The sequence below is a fragment of the Streptomyces sp. NPDC038280 genome, assembly GCF_055600045.1.
In genome coordinates, this window is record NZ_JBVJYZ010000003.1 from 183,778 (window position 1) to 200,635 (window position 16,858).

At 72.2% G+C, this 16,858-nt stretch carries 16 protein-coding genes; 5 read left to right on the forward strand and 11 right to left on the reverse strand.

What is annotated here, in order from left to right; translation table 11 throughout:
- Together ACZ7J0_RS09180 and ACZ7J0_RS09185 are read right to left on the reverse strand one after the other, a co-directional pair.
- Positions 1-801 carry an amino acid ABC transporter permease gene (locus ACZ7J0_RS09180; protein WP_468707612.1) on the reverse strand — a complete coding sequence of 267 codons (801 nt, stop codon included), beginning with the start codon at positions 799-801 and terminating at the stop codon, positions 1-3.
- Positions 798-1,643: an ABC transporter substrate-binding protein gene (locus ACZ7J0_RS09185; protein WP_470885473.1), complete on the reverse strand. Its 846-nt coding sequence runs from the start codon at positions 1,641-1,643 to the stop codon at positions 798-800. The genes ACZ7J0_RS09180 and ACZ7J0_RS09185 overlap by 4 nt, the downstream gene beginning before the upstream one ends.
- Before the next feature lie 269 nt (positions 1,644-1,912).
- On the opposite strand from ACZ7J0_RS09185, the gene ACZ7J0_RS09190 reads away from it, so the two are divergent.
- Positions 1,913-2,350: a nuclear transport factor 2 family protein gene (locus ACZ7J0_RS09190; RefSeq protein WP_470885475.1), complete on the forward strand. Its 438-nt coding sequence runs from the start codon at positions 1,913-1,915 to the stop codon at positions 2,348-2,350.
- A gap of 284 nt (positions 2,351-2,634) precedes the next feature.
- Here the strand turns inward: ACZ7J0_RS09190 and ACZ7J0_RS09195 are convergent, their stop codons facing one another.
- Positions 2,635-3,168, reverse strand: a complete 534-nt coding sequence (locus ACZ7J0_RS09195; protein WP_470885477.1) for a GNAT family N-acetyltransferase — start codon at positions 3,166-3,168, stop codon at positions 2,635-2,637.
- A gap of 283 nt (positions 3,169-3,451) precedes the next feature.
- Here ACZ7J0_RS09195 and ACZ7J0_RS09200 point away from each other — a divergent pair, with 283 nt between their 5' ends.
- Entirely contained in the window at positions 3,452-4,963 is a 1,512-nt protein-coding gene (locus ACZ7J0_RS09200; RefSeq protein ID WP_470885479.1) for an FUSC family protein, read from the forward strand.
- 181 nt (positions 4,964-5,144) lie between these two features.
- Positions 5,145-6,194 carry a lactonase family protein gene (locus ACZ7J0_RS09205; protein ID WP_470885481.1) on the forward strand — a complete coding sequence of 350 codons (1,050 nt, stop codon included), beginning with the start codon at positions 5,145-5,147 and terminating at the stop codon, positions 6,192-6,194.
- A gap of 585 nt (positions 6,195-6,779) precedes the next feature.
- Here ACZ7J0_RS09205 and ACZ7J0_RS09210 read toward each other — a convergent pair.
- The 5 genes from ACZ7J0_RS09210 to ACZ7J0_RS09230 form a co-directional block, all read right to left on the reverse strand.
- Positions 6,780-7,700, reverse strand: a complete 921-nt coding sequence (locus ACZ7J0_RS09210) for a sirohydrochlorin chelatase (protein WP_470885483.1) — start codon at positions 7,698-7,700, stop codon at positions 6,780-6,782.
- A 95-nt stretch (positions 7,701-7,795) separates the two neighbouring features.
- Positions 7,796-8,806 (reverse strand): N-acetylglucosamine kinase, encoded by a 1,011-nt coding sequence (locus ACZ7J0_RS09215; RefSeq protein ID WP_470885485.1) that lies wholly within the window; start codon positions 8,804-8,806, stop codon positions 7,796-7,798.
- Between the two features lie 49 nt (positions 8,807-8,855).
- On the reverse strand, positions 8,856-9,518 hold the full coding sequence (locus ACZ7J0_RS09220) for a uracil-DNA glycosylase (RefSeq protein ID WP_470886034.1): 663 nt from the start codon (positions 9,516-9,518) through the stop codon (positions 8,856-8,858).
- Positions 9,519-9,577: 59 nt separating this feature from the next.
- On the reverse strand, positions 9,578-10,663 hold the full coding sequence (locus ACZ7J0_RS09225; RefSeq protein ID WP_470885487.1) for a WD40/YVTN/BNR-like repeat-containing protein: 1,086 nt from the start codon (positions 10,661-10,663) through the stop codon (positions 9,578-9,580).
- 144 nt (positions 10,664-10,807) lie between these two features.
- Positions 10,808-11,887: an NADH:flavin oxidoreductase/NADH oxidase gene (locus ACZ7J0_RS09230; protein ID WP_470885489.1), complete on the reverse strand. Its 1,080-nt coding sequence runs from the start codon at positions 11,885-11,887 to the stop codon at positions 10,808-10,810.
- Between the two features lie 142 nt (positions 11,888-12,029).
- Between ACZ7J0_RS09230 and ACZ7J0_RS09235 the strand changes: the two genes are divergently transcribed.
- On the forward strand, positions 12,030-12,389 hold the full coding sequence (locus ACZ7J0_RS09235; RefSeq protein WP_470886036.1) for an ArsR/SmtB family transcription factor: 360 nt from the start codon (positions 12,030-12,032) through the stop codon (positions 12,387-12,389).
- Here ACZ7J0_RS09235 and ACZ7J0_RS09240 read toward each other — a convergent pair.
- Together ACZ7J0_RS09240 and ACZ7J0_RS09245 are read right to left on the reverse strand one after the other, a co-directional pair.
- Entirely contained in the window at positions 12,380-13,747 is a 1,368-nt protein-coding gene (locus ACZ7J0_RS09240; RefSeq protein ID WP_470885491.1) for an FAD-dependent oxidoreductase, read from the reverse strand. The two genes, ACZ7J0_RS09235 and ACZ7J0_RS09240, sit on opposite strands and share 10 nt — an antisense overlap.
- A gap of 109 nt (positions 13,748-13,856) precedes the next feature.
- Positions 13,857-14,516, reverse strand: coding sequence for a DUF305 domain-containing protein (locus tag ACZ7J0_RS09245; RefSeq protein WP_470885493.1), 660 nt, complete (start codon positions 14,514-14,516; stop codon positions 13,857-13,859).
- 188 nt (positions 14,517-14,704) lie between these two features.
- Between ACZ7J0_RS09245 and ACZ7J0_RS09250 the strand changes: the two genes are divergently transcribed.
- Positions 14,705-16,219 (forward strand): LVIVD repeat-containing protein, encoded by a 1,515-nt coding sequence (locus ACZ7J0_RS09250; protein ID WP_470885495.1) that lies wholly within the window; start codon positions 14,705-14,707, stop codon positions 16,217-16,219.
- On the opposite strand, the gene ACZ7J0_RS09255 is transcribed toward ACZ7J0_RS09250, so the two are convergent.
- A complete protein-coding gene (locus ACZ7J0_RS09255) occupies positions 16,195-16,851 on the reverse strand; it encodes a TetR/AcrR family transcriptional regulator (RefSeq protein ID WP_470885497.1) in 657 nt (218 codons plus the stop codon). The two genes, ACZ7J0_RS09250 and ACZ7J0_RS09255, sit on opposite strands and share 25 nt — an antisense overlap.
- Positions 16,852-16,858: the final 7 nt, after the last annotated feature.

The following is a 16,858-nucleotide window of genomic DNA, read 5'->3' on the forward strand; positions in this document are numbered from 1 at the left end:
TCACCTGGCCCTGGCCGCGCGGGCCTCGAGCCGTCGCACCACGAAACTCAGCGGCACCGTCACCAGCAGATAGCACAGACCCGCCACCAGGATCGGTGTGGAGTTGGCGGTCTGGCTCGCCAAGTCCCTTCCGAACTTGGTGAGTTCGCGCTCCTCCAGGGTCACGCCGAGGAACAGCACCAGCGACGAGTCCTTGAAGAGCAGCACCAGCTCGTTCGTCAGTGGCGGGATGACGATACGGAACGCCTGCGGAATGATCACCGACACCATGGCGCGCCCGTGCGAGAACCCCAGCGAACGCGCCGCCTCCATCTGCCCCTTGGGCACCGCCTGGATGCCGGCCCTGATCGTCTCCGCCATGTACGCGGCGGCGACCAGGCCGAGACCCAGGGCGACTTTCCCGTACGTACCGCCGGGAATCTCCGTCCCCGGGAACGCCAACGGCACCGCGACACCGACGAAGATGAAGATCAGCAGCGCGGGCAGCCCACGGAACAGCTCGATGTAGACGCTCGCGACCCACCGGTACGGAGCGACCGACGACAGCCTCATCAGCGCGATGACGAGACCGAGCACCAGCCCGAAGAGGAACCCGGACAGCGTGTAGACCACCGTGTTGCGCAGGGCGATCGTGATGATGTCCGGGAACAGCTTCGACGCGAGGTCCTTCTGCGCGAACTGGTTCTGCAGCCGGTCCCAGTCGGCGCCGACGCCGATCAGGACCAGGACCGCCACGAACAGCGCGTACTGAACGCCCTGCGAGACCCGGCGCCGCTGGCGCCGGGTGAGCCGAGAGGTCACGACTGGCCCTTGGGGAGCGGGCCGATCCACTGCTCGTACAGCTTCTTGTACGTGCCGTCCGCCTTGGCGTCCTTGATGGCCTTGTCGAGGGCGGCGCGCAGCTTGTCGTTGCCCTTCTTCACCGAGAAGCCGTACTGCTCACCGGTCTCGATGTTCTGCCCGAGCTTGAAGGCGTCGGCGTTGGCCTTGTCCTTCAGCCAGCCCTGGACGACGGGGTAGTCGATGACGACCGCGTCGACCTGGCCCGTCCGCAGCCCGTTCAGTACGGCGTCTGAGCTCTCGAACGCGACCGGGTTGAAGCCCTGCGAGGTGGCGTAGCTCTCGCCGGTGGTCTCGGCCTGGGCGCCGAGCTTCTTCTTCTTGGCCTTGACGTCCGCGAGCGAGGTCACCCCGCTGCTCTTCGTCGCCAACAGGGCCTGGGTGGCGTCGAAGTAGGGGACGGAGAAGTCCACGTTCTTCTTGCGCTCGTCGGTGATCGTCATACCGGCGGCGGCGAGGTCGCACTCGCCCGAGTTGAGGAAGGCGCCGGTCTTGAAGTTCTCGAAGGGGGTGTCGAGGATCTTCTGCTCGACACCGAGGTCCTTCGCCACCAGGTCGACGAGGGCGACGTCGAAACCGACGATCTTCCCGTCCTTCTCGAACTGGAACGGCGGGTAGGGGAGATGGGTGCAGGTGGTCAGCTTCCCCTTCTCCACCACGGGGACCCCACCGGCCGCCTCACCGGGACCGTCGTCCCCGGAGGAACAGCCCGCGACGAGCAGCAGCCCGGCCACCGCGGCGGCGCGGAGTGGGACGAGCGTGCCAGTGCGGTGGGCGCGGTGGCCGCCGGCAGTCCTGGACATGGTTGACCTCCATGGGCGCGGGGGCGGCGGTGAGGGTCGACACCGCCAGCGGTGATCGTATGCCACCCCGGCTGTCGACCTCCGGAGATCGCTTCGGGGGCCGTGTGGTGGTCACCGCGCGGTCCGCCGGGAGGAAGTCCGCGGAAGCCGGCAGGGAGGAAGTCCCGGGGGCGGTGCGCGGGGAGGAAGCCGGCAGGGAGGAAGTCCGCAGACAGGAAGAGGAGAATGGAAGGCGACCGGAATCCGGCGGGGGTCGCAGGAGGTGGATCATGGGACAGGCACGCGAGGTCATGGACCGGCTCACCGAGGCGCTGACGACGGCCCGGGACCCCAAGGCCGTGGCGGAGTGCTTCGCGCAGGACGCCGTCGCCGTCACACCGGACGCGGGCGAGCTCCAGGGACGCGACAACATCGCCGAGTACTTCGAGCAGATGGCGGAGATGATTCCGCAGGCGTCGTTCGAGTCGATACACGCGTACGAGGCGGGGAACACCGCGATCGACGAGGGGTACTTCGGCGGCCGCAACACCGGCCCCATCGCCCTTCCCACCGGCGAGATCCTCCCCCCGACGCAGAAGGAGATCCGGGTGCGGGGCTGTGACCTCGCCACGGTGCAGGACGGCCTCATCGTCAGCTACCGGCTCTACTTCGACCAGGCCGAGCTCCTCACCCAGCTGGGGCTCCTGCCCGAGGAGGCCCCCGCCTGAGCCGTAGCCGCCCGTCGGCTGCCGCTGGGCGAACCCGCGGGTCACCGCGGCAACTCGCCGTTGAGGACGGTCATGTCGGGACCCGTCACGCGATGGCGGACGGGTATGCCGGGACCCGTTACGCGATGGCGGACGGCGCCACCCTCCCGACGAGCCGCCGGGAGACCGGCCCCCTCAGCGCGGCGTACCGAGTCGCTGCTACACCCCCGGCCGGTACATCAACACCGACAGGGACCCTGGGCCCGGCGTCCCGCAGTGCTGACGCGCTGACAGGACGCCGGCGGTCACGCGTCGAACTCCGTGAGGTCGATGCTGTGGACGCGCAGCGGCACGCCGTACACCGGGTGGTTCGTCTCCAGCTCCGGCTCCATGCCGAGCTTGCGCATCACGTTCTCGGAGGCCTCGTTGCTGATGTGGGCGACGCTGATGACCTTGTCCAGCCCCCGGTCCTGAAGCGCGAACTCCAGCGCGGCGTGGGCCGCTTCGGAGGCGTACCCCTGGCCCCAGAAGGGCCGTCCGAGCCGCCAGCCGATCTCCACCGCGGGCAGCACCTCCGGCAGGTAGTGCGGTACGGACAGTCCCGTGAAGCCGATCAGCTCGCCGGAGGCGATGAGCTCGACGGCGAAGAGCCCGAAGCCCTCCTCGTCCCACTCCTCCTCCCACCGCTCGATGTCCTCGGCCGTCCGCTCCAGGTCACGGACCGAACCGTCACCGATCCACCGCATCACCTCGGGGTCCGCGTTGATCTCGGCCATCGGAACAAGGTCGTCATCGGTCCACCGGCGGAGGATGAGGCGGGGCGTACGGATTTCGGTCATGGGGCGCATTGTGTCGAACACGGCCCCGGGAGGGTAATCGACCGCGTGGCCCGGACCAGGCACAACACGGCCCGTGCGTCCGGGATGGTCCGTTGGCCTGTCTCCTGGCCGCCACGAGCCGCTTTCACTGGGCCAATGGAACATACGAAGCCGAGTCGCTTGAGCCAGTGGGGCCCAGGATGCTCTCATGGGGAGGTCGATGGCGCTGCGGAATTCCGCGGCGCCTTTTTCATGCCGGTTTCTGGCGCCGCGACGCGGGCCGGGACTCGAAGGGGCGGGAAGCTTGATGAAGAGGATGTTCGTGGTGCCGGATCCGGGGCGGCTGCGTCTGCGCAGCGCGTTGCGGTCCGTCCTCGGCGTCGGCCTGGCGGTGGCCGTGTGCGGCCTCACGGGCCACACCCTCACCGCGGTCATCACCGGCGGGCTCGCCGCGCTCCTCGCCCTCTTCACCGTCACCGACGCGACCGTCCGCGCCCAGGCCGTCACGACCGCGCTGCTGCCCGTCGTCGGCTTCCCCGTGCTCGGTCTCGCCGCCGGGCTCCACGGTGACCCGCTGCTGCGCGACACGGCGTTCCTCGCCGTCGCGGGCCTCGGGGTGTACGCCCGCCGCTGGGGCCCCCGGGGCCACGCGCTGGGCGTGTTCGCCTTCATGACCTTCTTCGTGGCCCAGTTCCTGCACACGGTGCCCCAGCAGCTTCCCGGCCTGTTCTCCGCCGTCCTGCTGGCGCTGCTCGCCTCGTCGGGCGTCCGCTTCGGCCTGTGGTGCTACGAGCGCCGGCAGACGCCGCCCGCCGTGCCCTCCCTCCCACCCGCTTCGGGCTGGTCGCGCACCACCACCCGTCAGTCCGTCCAGGTCGTCGCCGCGGGCGCGTTCGCGCTCGTCGTGGGCCAGCTCCTGTCCGAGGGTCGCTGGTACTGGGCGGTCGGCGCCGCCTGGTGGATCTTCGTGAACACCTCCTCGCGCGGCGAGACCCTGATCCGCGGCTTCCGGCGGATCCTCGGCACGCTCGTCGGCATCGCGGCGGGGCTCCTCGTCGCGCTTCCGCTGCACGGCGCGATCGCCCCGACCGCCGCGCTGGTGGCCGGCTGTGTCTTCGGCATCTTCTACACGGCAGCCGTCTCGTACAGCTGGATGATGTTCTTCGTCACCGTCATGGTCAGCTCGCTGTACGGCCTGCTCGGCGTACTCGACCCGGGTCTCCTCGCGCTGCGGCTGGCCGAGACGGGCGTGGGGGCGCTGGGGGCGACGCTCGCGGTCGTCCTCGTCCTGCCCATCACCACGCATGCCACCACCGACGCGTGGATCCAGCAGGCGCTGCGCTGTGTGCACCGGTGCACCGCCGAGGCCGCCGCGCGCCTCGCGGGCTCCGATGCGGCCGATCCCGCCGTCCGTGTCGCGGAACTGGAGGTCCTCCTTGGGAGGGTCCGGCTGTCGCTGGCGCCACTGGTGCACCCCCTGAGCCCGCTGCGCGCCCGCAAGGCCCGCGCCGGCCACGTGCTCGCGCTGCTGGACGACTGCGCGCGCGAGGTGCGGGGGCTGGCCGCCGTCGCCGCCGACCCGGACGCCTCCCACGACGCCCGGCTGGCCGCGGCTGCCTGGCGGGTCGAGGCCGCCGTCCACGCTCTCGTCTCCCCGGAGGAACCGGCCCGTCCCGCTCTGGACGCCGAGTCGGTCCCGCTCCACCACCCGGGCGCCGAGCCGGCACTCGGCCATCTGCACGGTCTGGAGAAGGCACTCGTCGACCTGGCCGCCCCGCTGCGCACCGCCCCGAACGCGCCGCTCGTCTCCGCCTGAACCCCCTCCGGGGCAGAGCGGGCCGGATCCCCTCCCTATTTGGTCTAGACCTGCTACCGTCGCTGCGCGTCGGTGATCTGGCGCGGCGGGAGAGGGGAACGGCATGGGTGAGCCGGGCGGTAACGGGGGAACGGGCGGCGCGGGTACCGGCGGCGCCGGTGGCGCGGGGGAGCGTGCTCGCGTGGCCGGTGGCCCGGGCCGGGCCTTCATCGGATCGTTCACGTCGGCCGGCGGCCAGGGGATCATCGCGGCCACCGTCGACGAGGAGACCGGCGCGCTGACCCCGACGGGGTTCACGGACGCGGTCCTCGACCCGTCCTTCCTCGCCCTCGCGCAAGACGCCGGTGCGCAGGTGCTGTACGCGGTCTCCGAGACCGAGGAGGGCGCCGTCGCGGCCCTCGACATCACCGGCCCCGAACCCCGCCTCATCGGCGCCGCCGTCGGCGTGCGCGGCGCAGGTCCGACCCACCTGTGCGTCACGGCGGGTCACGTCCTCACGGCCAACTACGGTTCGGGCAGCGTCAGCGCCCTGCCGACCGGCCCGGACGCCTGCCCCCGGCCCCCGAGCGACGTCCTGCGCCACCACGGCAGCGGTCCCCGTGTGCGGCGGCAGTCCGGCCCCCACGCTCATCAGGTGGTCCCGGACCCGAGCGGCCGCTGGGTGCTCGCCGTGGACCTCGGTACCGACTCCGTGCACATCGCGGCCCTCGATGCCGGCAGCGGCACACTGCGACGTCACGGGGAGAGCGCGCTGCGGCCCGGCACCGGACCCCGGCACCTGGCCTTCCACCCGTCGGGCACCCGTGCGTACGTCCTGAACGAGCTGGAGCCCACCGTCACTGTCTGCCGCTGGGACGCCGACGCGGGCGCCCTCGAACCCCTTGGCGAGACCGCCGTCCTGCCCGACGGCACCGAGGGGACCAACTACCCGTCGGAGCTCGTCGTGTCGCCCGACGGACGGTTCATCTGGGCGGCGGTACGCGGCCACGACTCCCTTGCTGTCCTCGCCCTCGACGCGGCGGGCGAGAAGGCCGCGCTGGTGGCGTCGGTGCCGTGCGGCGGCCACTGGCCCCGCGACCTGACCCTCGACCCGGCGGGCCGACGGCTCTACGCGGCCAATGAACGCTCCGGTGACGTCACCTGGTTCGACATCGACCAGGAGACGGGCATCCCCCACCGCGCGGGCGCGATGGAGGCCCCGGCGGCGTCCTGCGTGGTCTTCACGAAATAGCGCGTGCGATGAGCCGGCGCAGCCGGGTCCGGTGCCCGCACCGCGCGGCGCGGGCACGGAGCGTGGCTGGGCGCCGTCGGCGGTCCCGAGGCTGTCTCCGCGCTGGTGGCCGTGAGCCGCGTCGGCCCGGCCCCGGCCGGGAGTGGCCGCTTGTCCGCCGGGGACCCGCCGGGGTGGCCGCTCGTCCGGACCGGCCCGGAGTGGCCTCGGCCCTGGGCCGGCTCCGCCCGGGTGCCGACCCCGGCCGGCCCGGCACCGGCGCGGCACCGTGCTCGTGAGCCGCGTCGGCCCGGTTCGTCCGCTGGGTCCGGGCCCCGGGGCCCCGCCCGCGGAGGGTGCCCGCTGGTCCGGGTTCCCCACGGGGGTGTGCCCCGGCTCCAAATCCTCCGTGAGCTCGCGTTCCTGCCCGCCCCCTGGCGGAAGGGCCCCGGCCCGCACCGCGCGGCGCGGGCGCTCCCGAGCCCCCCGCTAGCCTGCCCCGAGGCGCGGGCCGCCCGCGCGCGGCCGGAGGTCCCAGCCACGAGAGAGGGCCCGTGCCGGACATTCGGCGCGGGCCCTCTCCGTAGGTGCGTACGTGTCCGCGCCTCAGCGGACCGGCGCCCCCTGCGGCTGCGACGGGATGCCCAGCGTCGTCGTGTACTGGGTCAGCACGAGCTTGCCGATCGCCGGGTAGGCGCCGAGCGGCTCGGCGGACGAGCAGTCGGCCTCCTTGGCGGCCTGGTCCAGCAGACCCTCGGGGAGCTCCGGACCGATCAGGTACGGGGCCAGGGCCAGCTGCGCCGAACCGGAGCCGCGCAGCTGCTCCGCGATCGCGGCGATCGAGCCCTCCTGGTCCAGCGCGGCGGCCATGACCGGGACGGCGAGCCGGGCGGCCAGCAGCATGCCGGTGATCCCGGCCGCCTGTACGGCCTCCTCGCCGCCCACCGTGGCGAGGATGATGCCGTCGGCGGCGGTGGCCACGGTGAACAGCCGGGCGCGGTCGGCGCGGGCCAGGCCGGCCTCCGAGAGGCGCACGTGCACGGCCTCGGCGAGCAGCGGGTGCGGGCCGAGCACATCCGTCAGCTCGGCGGTCGCGCGGCTGTCCGTGACGGCCTGGCGTATCGCCCGGACCAGGGCGCTGTCGGGGCCCGCGAGCAGCGGGACGACGACGGCGTCGGGGCCGGTGGGCTCGGCGACCTCACGGCCCGCGGCGAGGGCGAGCTCGTAGCGCTCCACCCGCAGCGCCGCGGTCCGCGTCAGCACGGTCGAGAGCGCGGGGTACTCCGCGTCGTCGCCGTCCAGGTACCCGATGGCCGCCTCGAGACCGGGGAGCTCGGAGCGCGCGATGCTCACGACCTCCTCGGCCAGACTGCGCACGGCCGCGGACGGGGCGCCGGGAACGGCGAGAACGAGCGAGGGTGCGCCCTCGGGCGCTGCCACGGGTTCAGGGCGACGGTGCCGCCCGGACTGGCGGGGTCGCGGCATTCGTACAGGCAGGCCGGAAGCGGGCCCAGTGGGGGAGCTCATGGCGTCGCATGCTACTGGTTTTGACCCTTCGGCTGCTCGGCCAGGGGACAGTCACGCTCTATCTGTCCGTGTTTGTCCGATGGGTTACCTGCGCGTCAACTGCCCCGGAATGCCGGCACGTACAGCAAGCCGGGGTCGTGCGGCAGGCGCAGCGGCCCCGCGGCGAGCGCTGCCGCGATCCGCAGGGCCCCGGCCAGCGGATCTCCCGCCGCCGACGTCTGCCGTGCGTGCGGGAGTTGTTCGGCGAGCTCGGCCCGCAGCGGTACGAGCAAGGGGTCGCCGAGCTTGAACAGGCCGCCGGTCAGGGCGACTTCGCACGTCCCGGCGGTCGGGCACACCGCCGCGGCGGCCTCGGCGATGTGTCGGGCCGCCCGCGTCAGGAGCGCCGCGGCCACGGGATCGCCACCGGCCGCGCACCGGGCCACCTCGGGTGCGAACGACGCCAGTACGGCCGGCCGGTCAGCCCGCGGGTAAAGATGCCCGGGCAGCCCGGCGACGGGACCGAACAGACCCTCGGCACGGGCCAGCAGCGCCGCCGAGCCGCCCGGTCTTCCGTCGTACGCGCGCAGGGCCGCCTCGAGGCCCGCGCGGCCGATCCAGGCGCCGCTGCCGCAGTCGCCCAGCAGGTGCCCCCAGCCGTCCGCACGGCGCCACCCGGTCAGATCGGTTCCGAGCGCGATCATTCCGGTGCCGGCCGCGACCACGGCTCCGGGCCGCTGCCCGAGAGCCCCGGCGTAGGCCGTCACGGCGTCGGCGGCCAGCGCGAGCCGTCGCACGCCGAACGCGCGCGCCAGCGCCGAGGGCAGACGGGCGCGCAGATCGTCGCCGAGCGTGGCCATTCCCGCGGCCCCGACCGTCACCGCCGCGAGCGGCGTTTCACCCGCCGCGCCCGCCGCACCCGTACCGGCGCGGCTCAGCAGCCCCTCGACAGCCGGCAGCAGGCGCTCCAGCAGATGAGCGGCGTCGATCCCGGCGGCGCCGGTACGCACCGGCTCGCGGAACGCCACGGTCTCCACCGCCTCGCCCGACGCGGTGTCCGCGAGGGCGAGGCGCAGACCGGATCCGCCCGAGTCGACCCCGAGGACCCAGTGCCCCGCCCCGCTCACGCCCGGCTCCCCGCCACCGGCCGTACGGCGCCGGACGACGCGCGCGGCGTCACGGCAACTGCCAGTCCACCGGCTGCGCCCCCTGCCGGACCAGCAGGTCGTTGGCGCGGCTGAACGGACGCGAGCCGAAGAAACCGCGGTCCGCCGACATGGGGGACGGGTGGGCCGACTCGATTGCCGGAAGGTCCCCGAGCAGCGGGCGCAGATTGCGGGCGTCGCGTCCCCACAGCACCGACACCAGCGGCTTGCCGCGAGCGACGAGCGCCTTGATGGCCTGCTCGGTCACCTCCTCCCAACCCTTGCCGCGATGCGCCGCCGGCTTGCGGGGCGCCGTGGTGAGCGCCCTGTTGAGCAGCAGCACGCCCTGACGCGTCCAGGGCGTCAGATCACCGCTCGAGGGGCGCGACAGCCCCAGATCGGTGTGCAGCTCCCGGAAGATGTTCTCCAGGCTTCCCGGCAGCGGCCGCACCTCGGGGGCGACGGAGAAGCTCAGCCCCACCGCGTGACCCGGCGTCGGATACGGATCCTGGCCCACGATCAGCACCCGCACCTCGTCGAACGGCTGCTGGAACGCCCGCAGGACGTGCGCTCCGGCCGGAAGGTAGGTGCGTCCCGCGGCGATCTCCGTACGGAGGAAGTCGCCCATCGCGGCGATGCGTTCGGCCGCCGGGGCGAGCGCGTCGGCCCACCCCGACTCCACGATTTCTTTCAACGGTCTTGCCACGGGGCGTCACTCTACTGGTGCGGCCGGTGCGCGCCCGACCGGTGCGCTCAGCCGATGGCGGCGGCCCGCACGCAGAGTACGTCCGGCAGATGGGAGGCCAGCAGCTCCCAGCTGTCCCCGTCGTCGGCGCTCGCGTACACCTCGCCGTTGCGGTTCCCGAAGTACACCCCGGCGGGGTCGGAGTCGTCCGTGCACATGGCGTCCCGGAGGACCGTGCCGTAGTGGTCCCCGTCGGGCAGACCGGCCGAGAGCGCCTCCCAGGAGCGGCCCGCGTCGCCGGTCCGGTAGACCCGGCACCGGCGGCCGGCCGGGACCCGGTCGGCGTCGGCGTTGATCGGGAAGACATAGGCCACATCCGCCCGGTGCGGATGTGCGGCGACCGCGAAACCGAAGTCGGACGGCAGCCCTTCGCCGATGTCGGTCCAGGTGCCACCGGCGTCGTCGCTGCGGTACACGCCCCAGTGGTTCTGCAGATACAGCCGGTCCAGATCGCCCGCGTCCTGGGCGATCTTGTGTACGCACTGGCCGAACTCGGGGTGGGGATCGGGCAGGAACACCGCCGACACCCCGTCGTTGGAGGGGGCCCAGCTCGCCCCGCGGTCCGTGGAACGGAAGACGCCGGCCGTCGAAACGGCGACCGTCACCGCCTCGGGGTCGCGCCGGTCCGTGACCACGGTGTGCACGGCCTCACCGCCGCCGCCGGGCACCCACTGCGAGCGCGTCGGGTGCTCCCACAAGGGACGGACCAGCTCGAAGCTCTCGCCCCGGTCGACGGAGCGGAACAGCGCGGCCGGCTCGGTGCCCGCGTACACCACGTCCGGCTCCTGCGGGCCGGCGGGATGCAGCTGCCAGACGCGCTCCAGCGACGCCCCGGTGTCCTTGGGGAACCGGACAGCGGGCTCCTTCGGCTCGGTCCAGTGCGCGCCGAGATCGTCGGAGTGGAACACCGACGGACCCCAGTGCGCGCTGTCTCCGCCGACGAGCAGCCTCGGCACCTCACGGCGCGTGTCGATGGCGATCGAGTACACGGCCTGCGCGTTGAAGTGCGGGCCGTCGAGCGTCCATCGTCCGCCGCGCCTGCGGCCGATGAAGAGCCCTTTACGGGTACCTACCGTGAGCAGTACGTCGGTCATCGCCGACACCTCCAGGACGCCGTTGTCTCGGGTACGGGCCAGTCTGCACCCGCGCACTGACAACGGCCCCCGGGCTCGCCGTCCGCCCAGGTCAGGCCGTCCGCGCCCGGTGCGGCGGCATCGCGCCGCACCGGGCGCGGACGGTCAGATCGCCCAGGCGTACTGGTCCGGAGCCGGCGTCCCGGCCCCCAGTTCGCGCGCCGCCTGCCGGGCCCAGGAGGCGTTGCGCAGCAGCTCCCGGCCCAGCAGCACGGCGTCGGCCTCACCGTTCGCGACGATCTTCTCGGCGTGTTCCGGCTCGGTGATCAGGCCGACCGCGGCGACCGGCAGCCCGGTCTCGGCCCGTACGCGGGCCGCGAACGGCACCTGGTAGCCGGGCTTCACCGGGATCCTGGCCCGCCGGGCGTTGCCGCCGGAGGACACGTCGAGCAGGTCCACGCCGTGCTCCTTGAGCAGCGCGGCGAAGCGCACGGTGTCGTCGCCGGTCCAGCCCTGGTCCTCCAGCCAGTCCGTGGCGGAGATCCGGAAGAAGAGGGGCAACTCCTGCGGCCAGACCTCCCGCACGGCGTCGACGACCTCCAGCGCGAGCCGGGTGCGGTTCTCGAAGGAGCCGCCGTAGGCGTCGGTGCGGTGGTTGCTGAACGGGGAGAGGAACTCGCCGATCAGATAGCCGTGCGCGCCGTGGACTTCGAGCACCTCGAAGCCGGCGTCCAGGGCCCGTGCGGCCGCCGCCCCGAACTGCCCGACGATCTCGGCGATCTGAACTTCCGTCAGTTCGGTGGGCACCGGGTGCCCCTCGTCGAACGGCAGCGGGCTGGGGGCCACCGGCTGCCAGCCGTGCTCCTCGGCGCCCACCGGCCCGCCGCCCTCCCAGGGGCGCGCGGTCGACGCCTTCCGTCCGGCGTGCGCGATCTGGAGACCGGGCACCGTGCCGTGCTGCTTGAGGAAGTCGGCGATCCTGCGCAGCGCCGCGACCTGGGTGTCGTTCCAGATGCCGAGGTCGGCCGGGGTGATCCGGCCCTCGGGGGCGACGGCGGTCGCCTCGACCAGGATCAGGCCCGTGCCGCCGGTGGCGCGGGCGGCGTAGTGGGCGAAGTGCCAGTCGTGTGCCACGCCCGCGTTCGGGCCGAAGACCTCGGCGGAGTACTGGCACATCGGCGCCATCCACACGCGGTTGGGGATGGTCAGCGACCGCAGGGTGTAGGGCTCGAACAGTGCGCTCATGGCGGACTCCATTCACGTCGGACGTGGGCCGGTTCAACGCTTGTACGATACTCACCGTAGTACGCCATCTGTCAAACTACGAGGACTCTCGTACAATGAGCTTCCGGACCGAAGTGACGAACTGGAGACAGCCGTGAACGCCGTGACCACCGCGACCAGCCCTCGTGCGCTCGCGCACCCCGCTCGCGACGAGATCCGCCTGGAGAACGTCCTGCACGCGCTGTCCGACCCGGTGCGGCTGCAGGTGGTCAGCGAACTGGCCGTCGCGCGGGACGTACTGTCCTGTTCGCACTTCGACCTTCCGGTCACCAAGTCGACGACCACCCACCACTTCCGGGTCCTCCGGGAGTGCGGTGTGATCCAGCAGACCTACCGGGGCACCGCCAAGATGAACGGGCTGCGCCGCGACGATCTGGACGCACTCTTCCCGGGGCTCCTCGACAGTGTGCTGGCCGCCGCGGCCGGTGAGACGGACCGAAAGGGGACGGCCCCTCAGGGCTGACCGAGCGCCGCGTCCCGCAGACCCGCCCAGTCCGCGATCTTCACCGTGCGCCGGCCGAGCGCCCGCCCCAGCGCGGCCTCCGCCTCCTCGATGGACAGCCACCCCGGCCACTGCACCGGGCGGTGCCCCATCGCCCTCAGCTCGGCGACCGGGTCGTCCGCGACCACCCGCCCGGACAGCTCCACGGCGTCGGTGAGGAGCGAGGCGACCGTCTCCTTGGCGCAGGGCCGGTTGGTGCCGATGACCCCGGTCGGGCCGCGCTTGATCCAGCCCGCCACGTACTCGCCCGGGGACGGGGTCCCGCCGCGCAGCACCCGCCCGGCCGCGTGCGGCACCGTGCCGCGGGCCTCGTCGAAGGGCAGGCCCTGCAGCGGAACACCCCGGTAGCCGACCGCCCGCAGCACCAGCTGGGCCTCGATGTCCTCGTACGCGCCGGTGCCCCGCACGCCGCCCGCGCCGTCCGGGGCCGTGCGCTCGAACCGCACACCCGCCGCCCGGCCGTTCTCCTCCAGCACCTCCACCGGCCGCAGGAAGAACCGCAGGCGGATGAGGCGTTCGGCCTCCCGCGCCGTGTCCGGCTCCCGCCCGGCGCCGGCCGCCGCCCAACCGCGTACCACCTCCAGGTTGCGCCGGTTGACGGCGGGCAGCGCCGAGGGATCGTCGAAGGAGGGGTCGAGGGCGAGGTCCGCCGGGTCCACCTCGACCCTGGCCCCCGGCAGGGAACCGAGCTCCCGCAGCTCCTTGGTGGTGAACTTGGCCTGCCCGGGACCGCGCCTGCCGACCATGTGCACCGCGCGCACCCGGCTTCCGGCCAGCGCGGTGAGCGCGTCCTGCGGGACGTCGGTGGGCCGCAGTTCCTCCACGCCCCGGGCAAGGATCCGCGTCACGTCCACCGCCACGTTTCCGACGCCGATCACCACGGCCGAGCGCGCCCCGAGGGCGAACCCGTTGCCCGACGCGTCCGGGTGGGCGCTGTACCAGGAGACGAAGTCGGTGGCCGAGCAGCTGCCGGGCAGATCCTCTCCCGGGACACCGAGCCGCCGGTCGCGCGCGGCGCCGACGCAGTACACGACGGCGTGGTAGAGCCCGAGGAGCCGTTCCGGGGTCAGCCCCCGCGTGCCCACCTCGACATTGCCGACGAACCCGATCCGCTCGTGCTCGAGGACCGTGCGCAGGTTGTTCTGCAGGGATTTGATCTTCTCGTGGTCGGGAGCGACGCCGTAGCGCACCAACCCGTAGGGGCAGGGCAACCGGTCCAGTACGTCCACCTGGACCTCGGGCACCAGGCTCTGTTCGACCAGGGCCTGGGCGGTGTAGACCCCGCTCGGTCCGGAACCGACGACGGCGACACGCAGCACGGCCGTACTCCTTCCCGCCAGGGATTCCAGCATCGCACCGGTGCGCGCCCGAGCGGGAGAGGCGGGCGGGTGATGTCCGGGAAGAGTCCGGTGCGCCCGCCCGCGCGGGTCACATGGAGCGCATCCGGTTGATCTCCGCCGTCTGCTGCGCGACGACGTCGTTCGCCATCTCCTCGATCAGCGTGTTGTTGCCGTCGGAGAGGGCCTCGGCGGCCATCGTGACGGCGCCCTGGTGGTGGGTGATCATCAGCTTCAGGAAGAGGTCGTCGAACGCGGTGCCCTTGGCGTCGCGCAACTGCGCCAGCTGGGCCTCCGTCGCCATCCCTGGCATCGAACCGTGGTCGTGGCCGTCGCTCTTCCGGGGCCCGCCATTGGTTTTCAGCCAGCCCTCCATCGCGCTGATCTCCGGCTGCTGAGCCGCCGCTATCCGCGCCGCCAGCTTCTTCACCTGGGCCGATCCCGCTCGTTGCGGAGCGAGGGAGGCCATGGTGAGCGCCTGGCCGTGGTGCACGATCATCATCTGCGCGTAGGTGAAGTCCGCCGCATTGGGGGTGTCGTCCGGGACCGCGCGGGCCGCCTCCTGCGGAGAGAGGGTCCGCGCCGGCTCGCCCGGCTTGCCCGGAGCCAGTACCGAGGGTCCCTTTCCGCTCGTGGCCTGGGGCTTCCGCGCCGGGGGAGACTCGCAGGCGGCCAGGGCGAGGAGCGTGGCCGCCGACGCCACGGCGACGGCCGACCGGCGGATGCGCGCGGCTCTGCGACGGTTCAACACAGCGGCCTCCTGGGGTTTTTCGGTGAAGTTCGGTGGTTGCTGACCGTTCCTAGCACGCTTCTTGACGTGAGTGATCAAAAACTTTCATTACGGCTGTGTTGCCATCTGTTGAGATGTGCATGCAAAGGAAGATACTGCCGAGGTCCGTGACCCCCGATCAACTACCAACGGATGCAAGGGAGAACGCAGTGACCTCGTTGCGAACCACGCACGTGCGGCGCAGACGTCTGGGCGTGGCGGCAGCCGCCGCCGGACTGCTGGCCACGCTGCTGGCGGCAGGACCCGCGGCCGCCACACCCGACCCCGGAGACGCGCCCGTATCCAGGGGCGCGGTCTCCGCGGAGCAGGCGGCCGAAGCGAGGGCCGCCATCCAGGAGGGCGAGATACCCGGCGTGGACGAGATCGTCCACAGTGCCAACATCACCCATGTGGCGAACGTCCCGAAGGAAGCCCTTCCCGGCTACAACTCCGACCTGGCGTTCCAGGGCGCGTACGCCTTCGCCGGAAACTACGACGGCTTCCGCATCTTCGACATCAGCGACCCGAAGTCACCGAAGACCGTGGCCCAGGTCCTGTGCCCCGGATCGCAGAACGACATCTCGGTGTCCGGGAACCTGCTCTTCCTGTCGACCGACTCCTCCCGGAGCGACAACTCCTGCGCGAGCACCAGCCAGCCCGCGACGGAGAAGTCCTCCTGGGAGGGCATGAAGATCTTCGACATCAGCGACATCAGCAACCCGAAGTACGTCGCCGCCGTCGAGACCGCCTGCGGCTCCCACACCCACACGCTGGTGCCGGAGCGCAAGAACGTCTACATCTACGTCTCCTCCTACTCGCCCAACGTCGCCTTCCCCGACTGCCAGCCGCCGCACGACGGCATCTCGGTCATCAAGGTGCCGCGCCAGGCTCCGGAGAAGTCCGCCATCGTGAACTTCCCGGTGCTCTTCCCCGGCGACGGCCCCGACGGCGGCGGCAACCCGGGCGGACCCACCAACCCCGGCGTCTCCAAGACCACGGGCTGCCACGACATCACCGTGCTGCCGTCGAAGGACCTGGCGGCGGGTGCCTGCATGGGCGACGGCATCCTCTTCTCCATCGCGGACCCCGAGCACCCCAGGGTGATCGACCGGGTCCAGGACAACGTCAACTTCGCCTTCTGGCACTCCGCGACCTTCAACCAGAGGGCCAACAAGGTCGTCTTCACCGACGAGCTCGGCGGCGGCAGCGGAGCCACCTGCAACGAGGCCACCGGCCCCCAGCGCGGCGCCGACGGCATCTACGACATCACCGGCCGCGGCGACCACCGCAAGCTGGTCTTCCGCAGCTACTTCAAGATCCCGCGCCACCAGGCGAACACCGAGAACTGTGTCGCCCACAACGGCTCGCTGATCCCCGTCAAGGGCAGGGACCTGATGGTCCAGGCCTGGTACCAGGGCGGCGTCTCGGTATGGGACTTCACCGACTCCAGCAAGCCCAGGGAGATCGGCTACTTCGAGCGCGGGCCGGTCTCGGCGACGACCCTCAGCACGGCCGGCTCCTGGTCGGCGTACTACTACAACGGCCACATCTTCTCCAACGACATCATCAAGGGCTTCGACGTCCTGAAGCTCGACGACCGCCGTACGGACCCGGCGAAGCTGATCCGGATGGACCGGCTCAACGTGCAGACGCAGCCGGACTACTTCGACGACTTCGACGACTGAACGGACAACTGAACCGACAGCGTGCCGCCGGGCGCCTCCCGCTCCGGCGGCACGCCCAGTTCCCACTCCAGCCCGTACCGCTGGAACAGCTCCGCCCTCAGCCGCGACCGCGGCATGGGAGCCCCCGGCAACAGCACCGCGAAGACCGCGCCCATCAGCAGCGCCCGCAACAGCGGATAGTCGGTGTCCACCTGGTCGGAGCCGTAGCGGACCACCGTGTCCCGCAGAAGGAACGCCAGCCGCTGCTGCTCCGGACACTGCACGAAGCCCTCGGCCTGCAGGATTCCGGCCATGTGCGTCCGCATCAGGACGGGATGCTCGACAGCCAGGCCCAGGATGGCGTCGATGGCCCGGGCCAGCCGTTCCCGGCCGTCCTCGGTCCGCGGCTCGCGCTCCAGCGCCGCCTGCAGGGTCTGGTGCATCAGCCGGTGCACCGCCGACTGCAGCAGCTGCCGCTTGCCCGGGAAGTAGTACGAGATCAGCCCGCGCGCCGCCCCCGCCCGGTCCGCGATGTCGCCCAGGGTCGTCGCCTCGTAGCCGCGCTCCCCGACCAGCTCCACGGTCGCCTGGAGGAGCCGCTCGCGGGAACGCCGCCTCAGCTCTTCATTGACCGATGGGCTCCGCGGGGACATGCTTAAC

Excerpts from the sequence above, each read along its gene's own strand:
- ACZ7J0_RS09185 (WP_470885473.1), bottom strand. The coding sequence starts at position 1,643 with ATGTCCAGGACTGCCGGCGGCCACCGCGCCCACCGCACTGGCACGCTC.
- ACZ7J0_RS09190 (WP_470885475.1), top strand. The coding sequence starts at position 1,913 with ATGGGACAGGCACGCGAGGTCATGGACCGGCTCACCGAGGCGCTGACG.
- ACZ7J0_RS09195 (WP_470885477.1), bottom strand. The coding sequence starts at position 3,168 with ATGACCGAAATCCGTACGCCCCGCCTCATCCTCCGCCGGTGGACCGAT.
- ACZ7J0_RS09210 (WP_470885483.1), bottom strand. The coding sequence starts at position 7,700 with ATGAGCTCCCCCACTGGGCCCGCTTCCGGCCTGCCTGTACGAATGCCG.
- ACZ7J0_RS09225 (WP_470885487.1), bottom strand. The coding sequence starts at position 10,663 with ATGACCGACGTACTGCTCACGGTAGGTACCCGTAAAGGGCTCTTCATC.
- ACZ7J0_RS09230 (WP_470885489.1), bottom strand. The coding sequence starts at position 11,887 with ATGAGCGCACTGTTCGAGCCCTACACCCTGCGGTCGCTGACCATCCCC.
- ACZ7J0_RS09255 (WP_470885497.1), bottom strand. The coding sequence starts at position 16,851 with ATGTCCCCGCGGAGCCCATCGGTCAATGAAGAGCTGAGGCGGCGTTCC.